We start from the raw sequence: 17,062 nt of genomic DNA on the forward strand, positions 1-17,062 counted from the left end.
GACCATAGTCTAGGAAATTTCCTAGACAAGTTGGAAAACTTGCCGGAACAAACAGCGAACACGAAGACTCGAGAGGCTGCCATGTCGCTGTTGATCAGGATCGATCGCTATCTTCGCCGGACGGGCGTACCGCCCTCCACCTTCGGCCGACGAGCCGTGAACGATCCACGACTTGTGCGCGATCTGCGCGCCGGACGGATGCCCGGCGCTCGCATTTGCGCGCGGGTCGAGGCCATCTTGCAGGAGGCCGAATGATGCGCGCGCCAGACACGGCAACATTGCTGGCGCGAGCGCTCGCTGCGTCGGCAACGCTTCATGGCCTGAACGTCGCGGTGGAGGAGCGCGGGGCGAGGCGCTGGCACAGCGCCACGTTCAGCGGCCAAAAACATGCGCTGACGCTGACGGCGTTGCCAGGCGGCACCGATGCCAAGGCTTGGCTCGCAGGTCTCTGCAAAATGGACGTGCGACTGCCGGGCGAACTGCTGGCGGGGATCAGCATTATTGAGGAAGGCGAGTGCGCCGGCGGCTGCCGCGCGGAAGTAGAGGCTGTGACCGTCGAACTCGCCTGAGCGCAACGAACCGGTCAGCGTCGCGCCATCCGCCGCAGCATCGACAACGTGTCGTTCAGGCTTTCCGGGGGCGGCGGTGAAACCGAAACCGGCGTTTCGGCAGGCACGGATGCCGGTGCAGGGGAGACAGAGGGGCTGGGTTCCGGTGACTTGCGCTGCCTGGCGCCCCGTTCCAGCCGCTCAAGAAGACTGATCAGCGAATCGCCGCTCCCGACCGCCGGTGAGCGCGCCGGCTCGACTCGCGGCTCGGCGTTCCCGCCAGTCTGCGGATCCGGCTGATCCAAGCGCGGCTCTTCCATAGCGCGAACGTCGTCATTCTTCGTCGGTGCATCAAGCCCGACAGGCGGGGAAGATTGAACCGATGCCGCCGTAATCGTTTCCACCGGGGGCGGCGCGAGCGGCGGCACCGCGCGCACCGGATCGCGCGGTACATCGGGGATGGCCACCGGGTCGAAGGCCGCGAGCAGCTGATCGAGATCCTGTGGCAAAGCCTGTTCCCCGGCACGCGCGGAGGAGCGGGTTACGGCAGGCATCGCAACCATCGGCAACGGCGGTCCGAGATCCTCCTCCGCCCGGATCGGCGGGCGGGGCGCTGCGTCCGGATGCGCATCGGCGCGGCGGATCGTCGGCATACGAAGTGCTATGTCGGGACTGGCCAGCGCCGGCTTGCGCTGAACTCCAATCAGAAAGGCGCGCCGGCGCAGCGCGAAAGCGGCTAGTGCCACGAACGGAATGAGCACCAGAAGCGCCAGCAGCATGCGGCCGATCGCCCCGATGGGCGGCGTCGCGGCGGGCAGAACACGGGGCAGAGCGAGGCGCCACATCAGCACGTCGAGCATGGCCTGCGGCATGGCGGCTACCAGCGTTGCCACCACGACGCCGGCGGCCAGCACGATGCCCGGCCACATCAGCCGCCTCATTTCCGTTCCGCGGTGTTCTGCCGCCATTACGTCACCCTCTTGCCGCGGCTGCCACCAGCCGCTGGTACACAGGCTCGTATCGGGAAATATTTGAGGACCAGTTACGCTCGCGCTCCACAAAGGCGCGGGCGCGGGCGCGTCGATCGTCCCACCCGCTGCGATCGGCGAGCAACCGGGCCAGCGCCTGCGCGATGGCCGCCGGATCATCGGCCGCGAAGAGCGTGCCGGTGTCCCCGTCGCGGATCAGCTCGCGATGGCCGCCCACGTCCGACGCCGCCACCAGTCGGCCCTGTGCCATGGCCTCCAAGGGCTTCAGCGGGGTGACAAGATCGGTGAGACGCATCTTCTTGCGCGGATAGGCCAGCACGTCGACGAGGCTGTAGTAACGCTCCACCTCCTGATGCGGCACACGGCCGACGAAGCGGATGCGCCCAGCCACCGGAGACGCCGCCGCCTGCCGGCGAAGCGCTTCTTCCATCGGCCCGCCACCAACCAGCAGCAACTGAGCCTTCTCCCGTTCCGCCACCAGCGCTGGCATCGCGGCAATCAGATCATCGAGCCCCTCATAATCGTAGAAGCTGCCGATGAAGCCGATCACCTCACCGTCGAGCCCCAGCGACTCGGCCAACGCCGTGTCACGCGGAAGCGGATCGCCGAACAGCGCCATGTCGACGCCGTTGGGCGACACCATGATCCGTTCCGGCGCCACACCGCGCGCCAGCAAATCGCGCTTCAGCCCCTCGCAGATCACCGCCACCGCATCCGCGCGCTTCACCGCCCAGCCTTCCAGTGCGCGAGTCGCACGATAGCGCAGCGAGCCTTCCGTGCCGGTGCCATTGCCCACCGCCGCATCCTCCCAGAAGGCGCGGATCTCATACACCAAAGGTACGCGCAGACGCCGCGTCGCGCGCAATGCCGCCAACGCATCCAGCACCGGCGAGTGCGCGTGGATGATGTCCGGTCGAAACTTTTCGGCCACTGCGGTGATGCGCCGACCGAAAGCGGCCACCTCCGCCATTTCGCCCAGCGGCGCGGGCAGTTGCGCCGAGCGCGATGTGCGGTGAAAGGTTATCCCGTCCACCACCTCCACCGGCGGGGCATCATGATGATGACGCGGCCCGGTGACCGCGGCGACATCCCACCCGCGTGCCAATTGCGCCTTCACGATCGCCCGGGTGCGAAACGTATAGCCGCTCTGCAACGGGAGGCCGTGATCGAGTACGTGAAGGATGCGCATGGTCGCCTGCTGCCATCACGGCGCTTAACGGCACGTCAACTGCCCGTGCTTAGGCGGGTGATGCTTTCGGGAGCTTCGAACCCAAGTTTATGATCGACAATCTGGCACTCGGGATCAGCCATGGGCTGCTGCTGCTGGCGGCATGGCTGCTGCTGCGCCGGGACGATCTCGATTCGGAAGGCGCCCCGCCGGAGCGGCCCGCAAGGCCGGGGCGACAACCGCGTGCGTGATCTTGCCTTTATCGGATTTCTCGTCGCGTTGTTCGGGCTCGGTTTCCGTCGGCCGTTCATCTTCGTGCTCGCCTATGTCTACATCGACATCGTCTCACCGCAGCGGATCACCTATTATCTGCTGAACAGCGTGCCGATCTCCGCGATCGCCGCCGGCCTTGCCATGCTGAGCTGGCTGGTGGCGGACGACAAGAATGACACTCGCTTCGCCCCGCGCCAGGCACTGATCCTGCTGCTCCTTCTCTACTGCGGGATCACTACCCGCACTGCCGACTTCCCGATCGAGGCCGCCGGCAAGTGGGAATGGGTGTGGAAGAACCTCGCCTTCGCGGCGTTCCTGCCTCTCACGCTGCGCACGAAGCTGCGGATCGAGGCGTTGCTGCTGTTCATCGTGCTGTCCGCCAGCTCGATCATCATCGTCGGCGGCATCAAGACGCTGGCTTCGGGGGGAGGCTATGGCGAGCTGAACCTGATGGTGGCCAACAATTCGGGCCTGTACGAAAGCTCGATCATCTCGGCCGTGGCCATCTCGCTCATCCCGGTGATCCTCTGGTTCGCCCGCCACGGCACCATTTATCCGCCCAGCCGCCTGGTCTGGCTGTTTTGCGGCGCGCTGGTTTTCGCCTGCCTGCTGATCCCGGTCGGCACGTCGGCGCGCACGGGGCTGCTCTGCATCGCGTTGCTCGCCGCGCTGATGCTGCGCGAGGTGAAGCGGCGCATGCTCTACCTTGCCGCGCTTGGCCTTGCCGGCATGGTCGCGATCCCGTTCCTGCCCAGCGCGTTCAGCGAGCGGATGGGGACGATCAAGACCTATCAGGCCGATGAATCTGCCTCCACCCGCATCGCCGTGTGGAAGTGGACGTGGGATTACGTGAAGGATCACCCGTTCGGCGGCGGCTTTGACGCCTATCTGCAGAACCGCATTCGCTACGATACGGTGCAGGTCGCCGGCGAAGGGGCGAACCGGACGGTCCAGCGCAGCCTGACGGTGGACAAGAGCCGGGCGTATCATTCCAGCTATTTCGAGGTGCTGGGCGAACAGGGCTATTTCGGCCTTGCGATCTGGCTCCTGATCAACGCGATCGGTGTGTTGCGCATGGAAGTGCTTCGCCGGCGCTACCGGGAGGGCGAGTTCGCCTGGGCCGGCAGCCTCGCGGGGGCGCTGCAGCATGCGCATCTGATCTATCTGCTGGGCGGCGCCTTCGTCGGGATCGCGTTCCAGTCGTTCCTTTACATGGTGATCGGCGCGCAAATCGGGCTCGACACCTATCTTTCTCGGCGGCGCAGCGAGACCGCGTGGCGACCGATGCGGCGCGAGCGGCCCGCTCTCGCGGAAAACTAGGTTCCCGCCCGACACGTCATCCTGGACTTGATCCGGGATTCATTCATCAGCAAGCGCCGAGCAAAGAGGCTCCAGCGCCAGCGCTCGCGGCAGGATGGATCCCGGCGCAAGGCCGGGATGACTGCAGCGGCGAGTGAACCGCGCCAACGAGCGCCTTCTTGCGACCGAATCGCGAAAAGCGGCATCGTCAAGCCTTTTCGCACCCTGCCCGGTTTGACACCTTCCCCCGCCCCCCGACCGCTGCTATCGCCGCCGCCAACGCTTCACATCGCCCGTCCGGGCGCGCCCGCGCGAGGGTTTTGTCACCCCCGCTTCCCCGCCGCGCCCGAGCCGGGCCGCATCTATGGGGAAAGGACCCGCATGACCGCCATCGGCCACGATACGTTGAAGGCCCGCCGCACGCTGCAAGCCGGCGGCAAGTCCTATGACTATTATGCGCTTGAGGTTGCCGCCGAAAAGTACGGCGATATCTCGCGCCTGCCCTTCTCCATGAAGGTGCTGCTGGAGAATATGCTGCGTTTCGAGGACGGCAAGACCGTCACCGCGGCAGACGTGCAGGCGGTGATCGACTGGCAGAAGGAGCGCCGTTCGGACCGCGAGATCCAGTACCGCCCGGCGCGCGTGCTGATGCAGGACTTCACCGGCGTGCCCTGCGTGGTCGACCTCGCCGCAATGCGCGACGCGATCACCAAGCTTGGCGGCGACGCGGCCAAGATCAACCCGCAGGTGCCCGTCCACCTCGTCATCGACCACTCGGTGATGGTCGACGAATTCGGCACGCCCAAGGCGTTCGAAGATAACGTCGATCTCGAGTATCAGCGCAATTCGGAGCGCTACGAGTTCCTGAAATGGGGTTCGAAGGCGCTCGACAATTTCAAGGTCGTGCCGCCGGGCACCGGCATCTGCCACCAGGTGAACCTTGAATATGTCGCGCAGGCCGTCTGGACCTCGACCGAGTCGGGCGAGAACGCTTCGGGCGGCACCGCCATCGCTTACCCGGACACCTGCGTCGGCACCGATAGCCATACCACGATGGTCAACGGCCTGGGCGTGCTCGGCTGGGGCGTCGGCGGGATCGAGGCCGAGGCCGCGATGCTCGGCCAGCCGGTGTCGATGCTGATCCCCGAAGTGGTCGGCTTCAAGCTGACCGGCGCGTTGCGCGAGGGCATCACGGCGACCGATCTCGTGCTCACCGTCACGCAGATGCTGCGCGCCAAGGGCGTGGTCGGACGCTTTGTCGAATTCTACGGCCCGGGCCTTGACCAGATGACGCTGGCCGATCGCGCGACGATCGCCAACATGGCGCCGGAATATGGCGCCACCTGCGGCTTCTTCCCGATCGACACCAAGACGATCGATTACATGACGCTGACCGCCCGCCCGGCCGAGACGATCGCGCTGGTCGAGGCTTATGCCAAGGCCAATGGCTTCTGGCGCGACGCAAATACGCCGGATCCGGTGTTCACCGACACGCTGGAGCTCGACATGAGCTCGGTCGTTCCGTCGCTCGCCGGCCCGAAGCGTCCGCAGGACAAGGTGGCGCTGGATAGCGTGGACGACGTGTTCAACGGCGATCTCGTCAAGGTCTATGACAAGGCCGAGCCGAAGCGCGTCGACGTGGCCGACCGTGGCCATGACATCGGTGACGGCGACGTCGTGATCGCCGCCATCACCAGCTGCACCAACACGTCCAATCCCTCCGTGCTGGTCGCCGCCGGCCTCGTCGCCCGCAAGGCACGCGCGCTTGGCCTGAAGCCCAAGCCCTGGGTCAAGACCTCGCTGTCGCCGGGTTCGCAGGTCGTCACCGACTATCTCGAGAAGGCCGGGCTGCAGGACGATTTCGATGCCATGGGGTTCAACCTCACTGGCTATGGCTGCATGACCTGCATTGGCAACTCGGGGCCCCTTCCCGGCCCGATCAGCAGCGCGATCAACGACAATGACCTGGTCGTCGCATCGGTCCTGTCCGGGAACCGCAACTTCGAAGGCCGCGTGTCACCGGATGCGCGCGCGAACTTCCTCGCCTCGCCGCCGCTGGTCGTCGCTTATGCGCTGAAGGGCAGCGTCACCACCGACATGAACCAGACGCCGATCGGCGAAGGAACGAACGGTCCGGTGTACCTCAAGGACATCTGGCCTTCGAACCAGGAAGTGTCGGACCTGATGACCGCGAACATCGATGCCGGCATGTTCCAGAGCCGCTACGGCAACGTCTATGCCGGTGATGCCAAGTGGCGCGCGATCGAGGTGACGGGTTCCGACACCTACAGCTGGCCGGCATCGTCCACCTACATCGCGAACCCGCCCTATTTCGAGGGCATGGAGATGACCCCGGCGCCGGTTACCGACATCATCGAGGCGAAGCCGCTGGCGATCCTCGGCGATTCGATCACCACCGACCACATCTCGCCGGCCGGCTCGATCAAGGCCGACAGCCCGGCGGGCACGTGGCTGATGGAGCGTCAGGTCGCCAAGGCGGACTTCAACAGCTACGGCTCGCGCCGCGGCAACGACAATGTCATGGTCCGCGGCACCTTCGCCAACATCCGCATCAAGAACGAGATGGTGCCGGGGATCGAAGGCGGCATGAGCCGCTATGGCGCGGAAGTGATGCCGATCTACGACGTTGCGATGCGCCACAAGGCGGATGGCACGCCGATGGTCGTCGTCGCCGGCAAGGAATATGGCACTGGCTCCTCGCGTGACTGGGCGGCCAAGGGCACCAACCTGCTCGGCGTGCGTGCGGTGATCGCGGAAAGCTTCGAGCGTATCCACCGCTCGAATCTCGTCGGCATGGGCGTTCTGCCGCTCCAGTTCGTCGAAGGCGTGACCCGCGAGACGCTGGGCCTGACCGGCGACGAAACCTTCACGATCCACAATGTCGCTGGCCTGCGCCCGCGCCAGACCGTGACCGTCACGCTCGCTCGCGCTGATGGCAGCACCGAGACGTTCGAGACGCTCTGCCGGATCGACACCGTCAACGAGCTGGAATATTTCCTGAACGGCGGCATCCTGCAGTACGTGCTGCGCAACCTGGCGGCTGCCTGAGCCGCCTCATCCCCTTTGCCGCGAGGCTTGAGCGGTAAGGGGGAATTGTTTCTTTCGTTACCTCTTGCCCCCGTTTATGTCGGGGGCAAGAGGAGTTTCGATGCAGGCCACACTCGATTTCGCGCTCGGTGAAAACGCGGAAATGATCCGCGACACGACGCGCCGCTTCGCCGACGAAAAGATCGCTCCGCTCGCCGCGAAGATCGACACCGACGACTGGTTCCCGCGCGACGAGCTCTGGCCCGCAATGGGCGAACTCGGCCTCCACGGCATCACCGTCGAGGAGGAACATGGCGGCCTCGGCCTCGGCTATCTCGAACATGTCATCGCCTGCGAGGAAGTGAGCCGCGCGTCGGCCTCGATCGGCCTCAGCTACGGCGCGCACTCCAACCTGTGCGTCAACCAGATCCGCCGTTGGGCCTCGCCCGAGCAGAAGGCCAAATACCTCCCCAAGCTGATCAGCGGCGAACATGTCGGCAGCCTCGCCATGTCGGAGGCGGGCGCGGGCAGCGATGTCGTCTCGATGAAGCTGAAGGCGGAAAAGACCGACGCGGGCTATGTCCTCAACGGCACCAAATTCTGGATTACCAACGCCGCTTATGCGGATACGCTGGTCGTCTATGCCAAGACCGGCGAGGGTAGCCGCGGCATCACCACCTTCCTCATCGACAAGGACATGCCCGGCTTCTCGATCGGCCAGAAGATCGACAAGATGGGCATGCGCGGCTCCCCCACCGCGGAGCTCGTCTTCGACAATTGCGAAGTGCCGGACGAAAACGTCATGGGGCCGCTCAACGGCGGCGTCGGCGTGCTGATGAGCGGCCTCGATTACGAGCGCACGGTGCTCGCGGGCATTCAGCTCGGCGTTATGCAGGCCTGCCTCGACGTGGTGCTGCCGTACCTGCGCGAGCGCAAGCAGTTCGGCCAGCCGATCGGCGCGTTCCAGCTGATGCAGGCGAAGGTCGCCGACATGTACGTCGCGCTGAACAGCGCGCGCGCGTACGTCTATGCCGTCGCGCGCGCCTGCGACGCCGGTCAGACGACGCGCTTCGACGCCGCTGGCGCGATCCTGCTGGCGAGCGAAAACGCCTTCAAGGTCGCGGGCGAGGCGGTGCAGGCCCTGGGGGGCGCCGGCTACACCAAGGACTGGCCGGTCGAACGTTTCCTGCGTGACGCGAAGCTGCTGGATATCGGCGCCGGCACGAACGAGATCCGCCGCATGCTGATCGGCCGCGAACTGATCGGAGCGGTGTCGTGAGGGCGTTTCTAAATTTTCCCCGAGCTTCGCTCGGGGAGGGGGACCGCCGGCCGCAGGCCGGTGGTGGAGGGGCAGTCACGACCGCTCCGTATCTGCCCCTCCACCATCCGCTTCGCGGATGGTCCCCCTCCCCCAGCAAGCTGGGGGAGGAATGATGACCGGCCCCGTCCTCACCACCGCCCTCTCCCCCGCAGACGCAACCTTCCAGGCCAACGCCGCCCACAACCGCGCCCTCGCCGAGCAACTCCGCGCCGACGTCGCCCACGCCGCGCTGGGCGGCAACGCCAAGTCCCGCGAGCGCCACACCGCGCGCGGCAAGCTCCTCCCCCGCGACCGCGTCGAGCGCCTGCTCGACCCCGGCTCGCCGCTGCTCGAAATCGGCCAGCTCGCCGCCCACGACGTTTATGGCGAGGACATCCCCGGCGCGGGCCTCATCACCGCGATCGGCCGCGTCTCCGGCCGCCAGTGCATGATCGTCTGCAACGACGCGACGGTGAAGGGCGGCACTTACTACCCGCTCACCGTCAAGAAGCACCTGCGCGCGCAGGAAATCGCCGAGGCGAACCGCCTCCCCTGCATCTATCTCGTCGACAGCGGGGGCGCGAACCTGCCGCATCAGGCCGAGGTGTTCCCCGATCGCGAGCATTTCGGCCGCATCTTCTTCAACCAGGCGAACATGTCGGCCAAGGGCATCCCGCAGATCGCCTGCGTGATGGGCAGCTGCACCGCGGGCGGTGCGTACGTGCCCGCCATGTCCGACGAGACGGTGATCGTCCGCGAACAGGGCACGATCTTCCTCGCCGGTCCGCCCTTGGTGCAGGCCGCGACGGGCGAGGTGATCAGCGCGGAGAATCTCGGCGGCGGCGACCTCCACGCGCGCAAATCGGGCGTGGTCGATCACCTCGCCGAGAATGACGAGCACGCACTCACCATCGTGCGCGACATCATCGCCACTTTGCCGCCAGAGCGCGAGGCGGACGTGAACCTGCGTCCATCGAAAGCGCCGAAATATGCCGCAGAGGACCTGTACGGCATCGTGCCGCAGGATGTGCGCGCGCCCTATGACGTGCACGAGGTGATCGCGCGGCTGGTCGACGGCAGCGAATTCCACGAGTTCAAGGCGCTCTATGGCAGCAGCCTCGTCTGCGGCTTCGCGCATATCCATGGGCAGCCGGTCGCGATCCTCGCCAACAACGGCGTGCTGTTCAGCGAGAGCGCGGTGAAGGGCGCGCATTTCATCGAGCTCGCCTGCCAGCGCCGCGTGCCGCTGCTGTTCCTCCAGAACATCTCCGGCTTCATGGTCGGCGGGAAGTACGAGGCGGAAGGGATTGCCAAGCACGGCGCGAAACTCGTCACCGCCGTGGCGACGGCAAGCGTGCCCAAGATCACCGTGCTGATCGGCGGCAGCTTCGGCGCGGGGAATTACGGGATGTGCGGCCGGGCGTATTCGCCGCGCTTCCTGTTCACCTGGCCCAATTCGCGGATTTCCGTAATGGGCGGCGAACAGGCCGCCAGCGTGCTGGCCACGGTCCACCGCGACGCGGCCAGCTGGACGCCGGAAGAGGCGGACGCCTTCAAGACCCCGATTCGCCAGAAATACGAGGACGAGGGCAACCCCTATTACGCCACCGCCCGCCTGTGGGACGACGGCGTGATCGACCCCGCGCAGACCCGCGACGTGCTGGGCCTCGCGCTCGCGGCGTGCCTCAACGCCCCCATCCGAGAACGCCCGCAATTCGGCGTGTTCCGGATGTGATGGCCACGACGGATGCGCATTCATTCCTCCCCGAGCTTCGCTCGGGGAGGGGGACCGCCCCGCGTAGCGGGGTGGTGGAGGGGCAGACGCGCAACGCAAGCTTGAACCACCCCCGTCACGACAGCATCCAGATCCCCCAGCACATCGCGAGCGGATACGCGCAGCGTCACAATCCCACGCGCCTCAAACCAGCTGTCACGCCGCGCATCGACCACAGGCTGCCTCCCGCGCCCATGCCCCTCGCCATCCACCTCGATCGCCAACCGCGCATCGCTGCAGAAGTAATCGAGAACGTAATCCCCGCTCGGATGCTGCCGCCGAAACTTCAACCCGCTGGGCCGTCCCCGCAACACCTGCCACAGCATCACCTCGGGCAAGGTCATCTCGCGTCGCAGTCGACGCGCCCGCCGCGTGACCCCGTGAAAAGCCGTCGGCGCATCGTCGCGAAGCATTGTGTCTGCCCCTCCACCACCCCGCTGCGCGGGGCGGCCCCCCTCCCCGAGACAAGCTCGGGGAGGAATTGAAAGCAAGCCCCATGACGCCTCTCCTCCTCCCCTTCCTCCTCGTCCTCCAGACCACCCCGGTCGCGCCGCTGCCCAAGGGCACCGCGCTCCCGCCGCCCGCTTCAGAAGAAGGCCAGGTGATCGCCCCCGTGCAGCGGATGTTCGACGCGCTCGCCGCGAACGATTCCACCGCCATCCTCGCCGAGGTTCGCCCGGACGGCCGCGCTACCGCGGTGGTCGAAAAGCCGGACGGCAGCACCACTGTCACTACCAGCGACTGGCCCGCGTTCGCCAACCGGCTCGGCAAGCCCGGCCCGAAGCTCGCCGAGGCTTTCACCGGCATGCCCGCGATTGAGATCGACGGGAACATCGCGATGGTCTGGGGCGGCTACACCTTCACCGTCGACGGCAAGCCCAGCCATTGCGGTACGAACAATGTCGATCTGGTCCGGGACGGCGGCCGCTGGCGGATCAACAACATTACCTGGACGCAGCGCACCACCGGCTGCGCCCAATGATTGCTGTCCCGCCGTCCACGCCTACAGGTATTTCCGAACCCATGATCACTGCCCCCGCACGACATGTTGACCCGCTATGGAGAAACACGCGTCAGAGCCTCGACTTCCTAAATACCTGCGGTGACGCGGCATGATCGGCTCGCTCCTGATCGCCAATCGCGGTGAAATCGCTTGCCGCATCATCCGCACCGCCCGCGCGCTCGGCGTACGGACCATCGCGGTCTTTTCCGATGCGGACGCCGAGGCGTTGCACGTGCGCGAAGCGGATGAGGCGGTGCACATCGGCCCCTCGCCCGCGCGCGAATCATACCTCGTGGGCGCCCGCATCATTGCTGCCGCGCAGGATACCGGCGTTGAGGCGATCCACCCCGGCTATGGCTTTCTCAGCGAGAATGCCGATTTCGCGCAGAGCGTGATTGACGCTGGCCTCGTCTGGGTTGGCCCGCGCCCCGCCAGCATCCGCGCCATGGGGCTGAAGGATGCCGCCAAGAAGCTGATGCAGGAAGCCGGCGTCCCGACGACGCCAGGCTATCTCGGCGACGACCAAACTCCCGAACGTCTGCATCGAGAGGCGGATGCAATCGGCTATCCGGTGCTGATCAAGGCAGTCGCCGGCGGCGGCGGCAAGGGCATGCGCCGCGTCGATGCATCGGAGGACTTCGCCGACGCGCTTGCCTCCTGCCGGCGCGAGGCAGCATCCAGCTTCGGCGACGATCGCGTGCTGATCGAAAAATACATCCTCTCGCCCCGCCATATCGAAGTGCAGGTGTTCGGCGACAGCCACGGCAATGTCGTTCACCTGTTCGAACGTGATTGTTCGCTTCAGCGCCGCCACCAGAAGGTGATCGAGGAGGCCCCAGCCCCGGGCATGGACGCGGCCACGCGTCAGGCGGTCTGCGCCGCGGCAGTGAAGGCGGCGCAGGCGGTGGATTATGTCGGCGCGGGCACGATCGAGTTCATCGCCGACGCCTCCGAGGGCCTCCGCGCCGACCGCATCTGGTTCATGGAAATGAACACTCGCCTCCAGGTCGAGCATCCGGTTACCGAGGCGATCACCGGTCAGGATCTGGTCGAATGGCAGCTGCGCGTCGCCAGCGGAGAGCCGCTGCCGCGCCGGCAGGACGAGTTATCCATCACCGGCTGGGCGATGGAAGCGCGGCTCTATGCCGAGGATCCGGTGAAGGGCTTCCTCCCCTCGATCGGGCGGCTCGATGCGCTCGACCTCGGGGATGCGGTGCGCGTCGACACCGGCGTCGAGCAGGGCGCGGAGATCAGCCCCTTCTACGATCCGATGATCGCCAAGCTGATCGCGCATGGCGAGACGCGGGACGAGGCGCGCGAGCTGCTCGCCGATGCGCTCGATGAGGCGGTGATCTGGCCGGTGCGCACCAATGCCGGCTTCCTGGTCGAGGCGCTCGATCATCCCGATTTCGCGGCCGGCAACGTCGATACCGGCCTGATCGCGCGCGAGGGCGATGCGCTGATGCCGAGCGCGCTGCCAAGCGAGGAAGCGCTGATCGAGGCCGCCGCCGCGCTTTCGCCGGACCTGCCGATGGCAGGCTTTCGCCTCAACGCACCCGCGCGTCGCGAAGGCCGCTTTCTCCTTGCCGGCGAACCGATCTCAATCGACTTCACCGACGCTCCCGACGTGGAAGTGCCGGAACCGCTCGACAGCGTGCTCATCACCGAAGGCGGCCAGACGTGGGAGCTCGCGCCCTTCCGCGCGACCGGCGCCACCGGCGGCGCAGCCGCGGACGGCGCGATCCTCTCGCCCATGCCCGGCCGCATCATCGCGGTCGAGGTCGCGACCGGCGCGGCGGTGGTGAAGGGCCAGAAGCTGGTTACGCTCGAGGCAATGAAGATGGAGCACAGCCTCGTCGCCCCGTTCGACGGCACAGTGGCGGAGCTGAACGCCGAGACCGGCGGACAGGTGACCGAAGGCACATTGCTCGTGAAGGTGGAGCGGCAGGAGGGCTGACCTTCGACCCGACCTACTGCAAAGGCGGCAGAAATCGCGGCAACGCCACACCCGCTTCGTCACCCCGGCCTTGTGCCGGGGGCCAGGGCTCCGCAAGCCTCGACGTCTAGGTTTGCGGCCAGGTGGATGCCGGGACAAGCCCGGCATGACGGGTATTATCCCAGCCGCGAGAGCGCCGCTGTCAGCCGCTCCGCTTCCGCCGCCTTCTCGGCATGGTCGGCACGCGCCTTTTCCACTGCCTCGGGCTTCGCGCGTTCGACGAAGCTCGAATTGTTGAGGCGCCCGGCCAGCCCGTCACGGTCCTTCTCCGCCGCCGCAATCGCTTTGGCGAGGCGGGTGCGTTCGGCGGCAAGATCGATCACGTCGCCCAGCGCGATGCGGAAGGTGGCTTCGTCCACCACCACCTGCGCGGTGCCGCCCGAGACCTCGCCTGGATCAATCCGCGCGAGGCGGGCGATCGTGGCTGCGTTGCGCGTCAGGCGCGCCTGCGTCTCTTCTTTGGCGTCCGCCACCGCATAAGGCAGGCGCGCGCCTGGGGGCACGTTCAGGTCCGTACGGCTGGAGCGCACCTCGCTCACCAGCCGGATCAACCAGTCGATCTCCTGCCCGGCCGCCGGATCGATCGCGCGCGCGTCCGCCATGGGCCATTGCGCGACGATCAGGTCGTGCTCGCGCGGCGCGAGCGCGTGCCACAGTTCCTCGGTGATGAACGGCATGAACGGGTGCAGCACGACCAGGATCTGGTCGAGCACCCAAGCCGCGACCGCCTTCGTCTCCTCGTCGATCGAGCCCTTGATGAGTTCGAGATACCAGTCGCAGAACTGGCTCCAGACGAACTGGTAGATCGCATTCGCCGCGGCATCGAAGCGATACTCGCCGAGCGCCAGGTCGACCGACTGGATCGCCTTGATAGTCTCGCCGACGATCCACTTGTTGACCGGATGAGTGGCGGCCGGCGGCTCCAATGTGGTCGATCCGCCGATCCCGTTCGACTGGCAGAAGCGGCTCGCGTTCCACAGCTTGGTCGCGAAGTTGCGGTACCCCTCGACGCGCTTCTCATCCATCTTGATGTCGCGGCCCTGGCTTTCCATCGCCGCCATGAAGAAGCGCAAAGCATCGGCGCCATATTTGTCGATCAGGCCGAGCGGATCGACGGTATTGCCCTTGGACTTGGACATCTTCGCGCCGTCCGCCGCGCGGACCAGGCCGTGCAGGTATAGCGTGCGGAAGGGCACGTCCTTCATGAAATGCATGCCCTGCATCATCATGCGGGCATCCCAGAAGAACAGGATGTCGAAGCCCGAGATCAGCACGTCATTGGGGTAGCGGCCGCCGAGCGTCGGATCGGTGTTGTCCGGCCAGCCCATCGTCGCGAACGGCCAAAGGGCAGAGGAGAACCAGGTGTCGAGCACGTCGGGATCGCGCCAGAGTGCAACAAGACGAGCGTTACCTTCCATCGCTGTTGCATTCACGCCAGCGATGACGTCCGGAAAGACCGCAACTTCTCGAGTTTCACCATAATAGTGATTTGCAAGGCGCAGAGCGGCCTCTTCCGTCTCAGCGACGAACGCTTCGAAGTTGCCGGAGGCAAGATCGTAGGTAAGCGATCCGTCACTTTCCTTCCTTGGCCCAAACCACGCCGGGATCTGGTGGCCCCACCACAATTGGCGGCTGACGCACCACGGCTGAATGTTCTCCATCCAGTTGAAGAAGGTCTTTTCCCACGTCTTGGGCACCAGCCGGATCGCGCCGGACTGCACCGCCTCGATCGCCGGCTGCGCCAGCGTCTTGGCATCGACATACCATTGGTCGGTCAGCCACGGCTCGATAACGACGCCGGAGCGATCGCCGTACGGCGTCTGGATCGTGCGCGGCTCTGCATCATGCTCCACGCCTTCCTTGTCGACGTGGGGCACGAGCACGCCGTCGGCCTTCAGCCGGGCGACGACCGCCTTGCGCGCGTCGGCGCTGGACAGCCCCAGGAACTCCGCCGGGATCAGGCCGTCCGCGGTCTGCGTGACATTCGCCTTGGCATCGAGCATGTTGAGCATCTCGCCCGCCTTCATGCCGGCGCGCTTGCCCACCTCGAAATCGTTGAAGTCGTGCCCCGGCGTGATCTTCACCGCGCCGGTGCCGAGCGACGGATCGGCATGTTCGTCGGCAATCACCGGGATCGGGCGGCCGGTGATCGGCAGGCGGATCTGCTTGCCGATCATGTCCTTGTAGCGCTCGTCCTCGGGATGAACCGCAACAGCCATGTCGGCGAGCATCGTCTCAGGACGCGTCGTGGCGACGGTGATCGTGCCCGACCCATCGGCGAGCGGGTAGCGGATCTGCCAGAAGCTGCCCTTCACCTCGCGCGTCTCGACCTCAAGGTCGCTGATGGCAGTGCCGAGGCCTGGATCCCAGTTCACCAGCCGCTTGTCGCGATAGAGCAAGCCCTGGCGGTGAAGCTCGACGAAGACCTTGAGCACGGCCTTCGAGAAGCCCTCGTCCATCGTGAAGCGCTCGTTGGCCCAATCCATGGAGCAGCCAAGGCGGCGCAACTGCCCGGTGATCTGACCACCGCTTTCCGCCTTCCACTCCCACACCTTGGCCACAAATTCCTCGCGACTGAAGTCGGTGCGCTTTTGCTGCTTGAGCGCCATTTGCCGCTCGACCACCATCTGGGTTGCGATGCCGGCATGATCGGTGCCGACGACCCAGAGCGCGTCCTTGCCCTTCAGTCGCGCGTGGCGCGTCAGGATGTCCTGGAGCGTATTATCCAGCGCATGGCCGATGTGGAGCGAGCCGGTGACGTTGGGTGGCGGATTGACGATCGTCCACGGCTCCGCATGCGGGCGCTCAGGGCGGAACGAGCCGTTCTCCTCCCAATGGCTGTACCAGCGGGATTCGATTGCGGCGGGGTCAAAGGTTTTCGGCAGTTCGCTCATGGCACGGCTCTACTCAGCCAGCCCGAAGCTGCAAAGCCACTGAGCAACGTCGAACGTGGCTAGTTTGGGAAGCGTGCATTACGCTGTCCGGCAGAAAAAAAAGAGGAAGGCGCGATGCTGACGGTTCATCATCTCGGAATCTCACAATCCGACCGTATCGTCTGGCTCTGCGAAGAACTGGGCATCGAATATGACCTGCGCCGTTACGAGCGTGATCCGGTGACGCGGCTTGCACCCGAGGTCTATCGCGCCCTTCATCCGTTCGGCACTGCGCCGGTCATTACCGACGAGAAGTTCGTGCTCGGCGAATCGGCCGCCATCGTGGAATATCTGATCGCCACACGCGGCGGAGAAGCGCTCGCCCGGCGCGCGGGCGATCCCGACTTCGCCGATTACCTGTTCTGGTTCAACTTCGCGAACTCATCCATGATGCCGGCATTGATGACGTCGATGGTGGTTGGTCTGCTTGGCGGCGGCGACCGCGCCCGGCCACTGCTGGCACGAGGCGATCGCGCTTATGCCATGATCGAGGCGCGGCTGGGGTCGGTGCCCTATCTTGCGGGCCAATCCTTCTCCGCCGCGGATATCATGATGCACTTTCCGCTCACCACGGGGCGCGTGTTCGCACCGCGGGACATATCGGGGTATCCGAACATCCTTGCCTATCTACAGCGGATCGCCGCCCGACCCGCCTATGTGCGCGCCATGGCAAAGGCGGAGCCGGATTTCACGGCGCCGCTCACCTGAACGCTGGTCGGCGCCTCAGCGGC

Annotated in this window: 14 protein-coding genes; 10 read left to right on the plus strand and 4 right to left on the minus strand. The window is 65.9% G+C overall.

The window, feature by feature from the left end; all coding sequences use genetic code 11:
- The first annotated feature begins 81 nt into the window (after nt 1–81).
- Both BMX36_RS21680 and BMX36_RS09115 read left to right on the plus strand, forming a co-directional pair.
- The gene (locus BMX36_RS21680; protein WP_177179070.1) at nt 82–255 is read left to right on the plus strand and encodes a hypothetical protein; all 174 of its coding nucleotides are present in this window, start codon (nt 82–84) and stop codon (nt 253–255) included.
- Nucleotides 252–569 (plus strand): hypothetical protein, encoded by a 318-nt coding sequence (locus BMX36_RS09115; RefSeq protein ID WP_093064606.1) that lies wholly within the window; start codon nt 252–254, stop codon nt 567–569. The genes BMX36_RS21680 and BMX36_RS09115 overlap by 4 nt, the downstream gene beginning before the upstream one ends.
- A 14-nt stretch (nt 570–583) precedes the next feature.
- Here BMX36_RS09115 and BMX36_RS09120 read toward each other — a convergent pair whose 3' ends face one another.
- On the minus strand, nt 584–1,477 hold the full coding sequence (locus BMX36_RS09120; RefSeq protein WP_093064608.1) for a hypothetical protein: 894 nt from the start codon (nt 1,475–1,477) through the stop codon (nt 584–586).
- Nucleotides 1,478–1,520: 43 nt separating this feature from the next.
- Nucleotides 1,521–2,726 carry a TIGR04063 family PEP-CTERM/XrtA system glycosyltransferase gene (locus tag BMX36_RS09125; RefSeq protein WP_093064609.1) on the minus strand — a complete coding sequence of 402 codons (1,206 nt, stop codon included), beginning with the start codon at nt 2,724–2,726 and terminating at the stop codon, nt 1,521–1,523.
- Nucleotides 2,727–2,815: 89 nt separating this feature from the next.
- Between BMX36_RS09125 and BMX36_RS21685 the strand changes: the two genes are divergently transcribed.
- The 5 genes from BMX36_RS21685 (at nt 2,816) to BMX36_RS09145 (ending at nt 10,360) form a co-directional block, all read left to right on the plus strand.
- Complete coding sequence (locus BMX36_RS21685) at nt 2,816–2,956, plus strand: hypothetical protein (protein WP_177179071.1); 141 nt, start codon at nt 2,816–2,818, stop codon at nt 2,954–2,956.
- Nucleotides 2,949–4,298 (plus strand): putative O-glycosylation ligase, exosortase A system-associated, encoded by a 1,350-nt coding sequence (locus BMX36_RS09130; RefSeq protein ID WP_093064611.1) that lies wholly within the window; start codon nt 2,949–2,951, stop codon nt 4,296–4,298. The genes BMX36_RS21685 and BMX36_RS09130 overlap by 8 nt, the downstream gene beginning before the upstream one ends.
- A 360-nt stretch (nt 4,299–4,658) precedes the next feature.
- Nucleotides 4,659–7,346, plus strand: a complete 2,688-nt coding sequence (gene acnA / locus BMX36_RS09135; protein ID WP_093064613.1) for an aconitate hydratase AcnA — start codon at nt 4,659–4,661, stop codon at nt 7,344–7,346.
- Between the two features lie 100 nt (nt 7,347–7,446).
- Entirely contained in the window at nt 7,447–8,604 is a 1,158-nt protein-coding gene (locus BMX36_RS09140; protein ID WP_093064615.1) for an isovaleryl-CoA dehydrogenase, read from the plus strand.
- A gap of 154 nt (nt 8,605–8,758) precedes the next feature.
- Nucleotides 8,759–10,360 (plus strand): carboxyl transferase domain-containing protein, encoded by a 1,602-nt coding sequence (locus BMX36_RS09145; RefSeq protein WP_093065435.1) that lies wholly within the window; start codon nt 8,759–8,761, stop codon nt 10,358–10,360.
- A gap of 20 nt (nt 10,361–10,380) precedes the next feature.
- On the opposite strand, the gene BMX36_RS09150 is transcribed toward BMX36_RS09145, so the two are convergent.
- Nucleotides 10,381–10,812 carry an endonuclease domain-containing protein gene (locus tag BMX36_RS09150; RefSeq protein WP_093064617.1) on the minus strand — a complete coding sequence of 144 codons (432 nt, stop codon included), beginning with the start codon at nt 10,810–10,812 and terminating at the stop codon, nt 10,381–10,383.
- 83 nt (nt 10,813–10,895) lie between these two features.
- Here BMX36_RS09150 and BMX36_RS09155 point away from each other — a divergent pair, with 83 nt between their 5' ends.
- A complete protein-coding gene (locus BMX36_RS09155) occupies nt 10,896–11,381 on the plus strand; it encodes a nuclear transport factor 2 family protein (protein WP_093064619.1) in 486 nt (161 codons plus the stop codon).
- Nucleotides 11,382–11,511: 130 nt separating this feature from the next.
- A complete protein-coding gene (locus BMX36_RS09160; RefSeq protein WP_093064621.1) occupies nt 11,512–13,359 on the plus strand; it encodes an acetyl/propionyl/methylcrotonyl-CoA carboxylase subunit alpha in 1,848 nt (615 codons plus the stop codon).
- A 155-nt stretch (nt 13,360–13,514) separates the two neighbouring features.
- Here BMX36_RS09160 and BMX36_RS09165 read toward each other — a convergent pair whose 3' ends face one another.
- The gene (locus tag BMX36_RS09165) at nt 13,515–16,292 is read right to left on the minus strand and encodes a valine--tRNA ligase (RefSeq protein WP_093064623.1); all 2,778 of its coding nucleotides are present in this window, start codon (nt 16,290–16,292) and stop codon (nt 13,515–13,517) included.
- A 114-nt stretch (nt 16,293–16,406) separates the two neighbouring features.
- Between BMX36_RS09165 and BMX36_RS09170 the strand changes: the two genes are divergently transcribed.
- Nucleotides 16,407–17,039: a glutathione S-transferase family protein gene (locus BMX36_RS09170; RefSeq protein ID WP_093064625.1), complete on the plus strand. Its 633-nt coding sequence runs from the start codon at nt 16,407–16,409 to the stop codon at nt 17,037–17,039.
- Nucleotides 17,040–17,062 lie beyond the last annotated feature (23 nt).

It is taken from the genome of Sphingomonas sp. OV641 (assembly GCF_900109205.1).
Lineage (GTDB): Bacteria > Pseudomonadota > Alphaproteobacteria > Sphingomonadales > Sphingomonadaceae > Sphingomonas.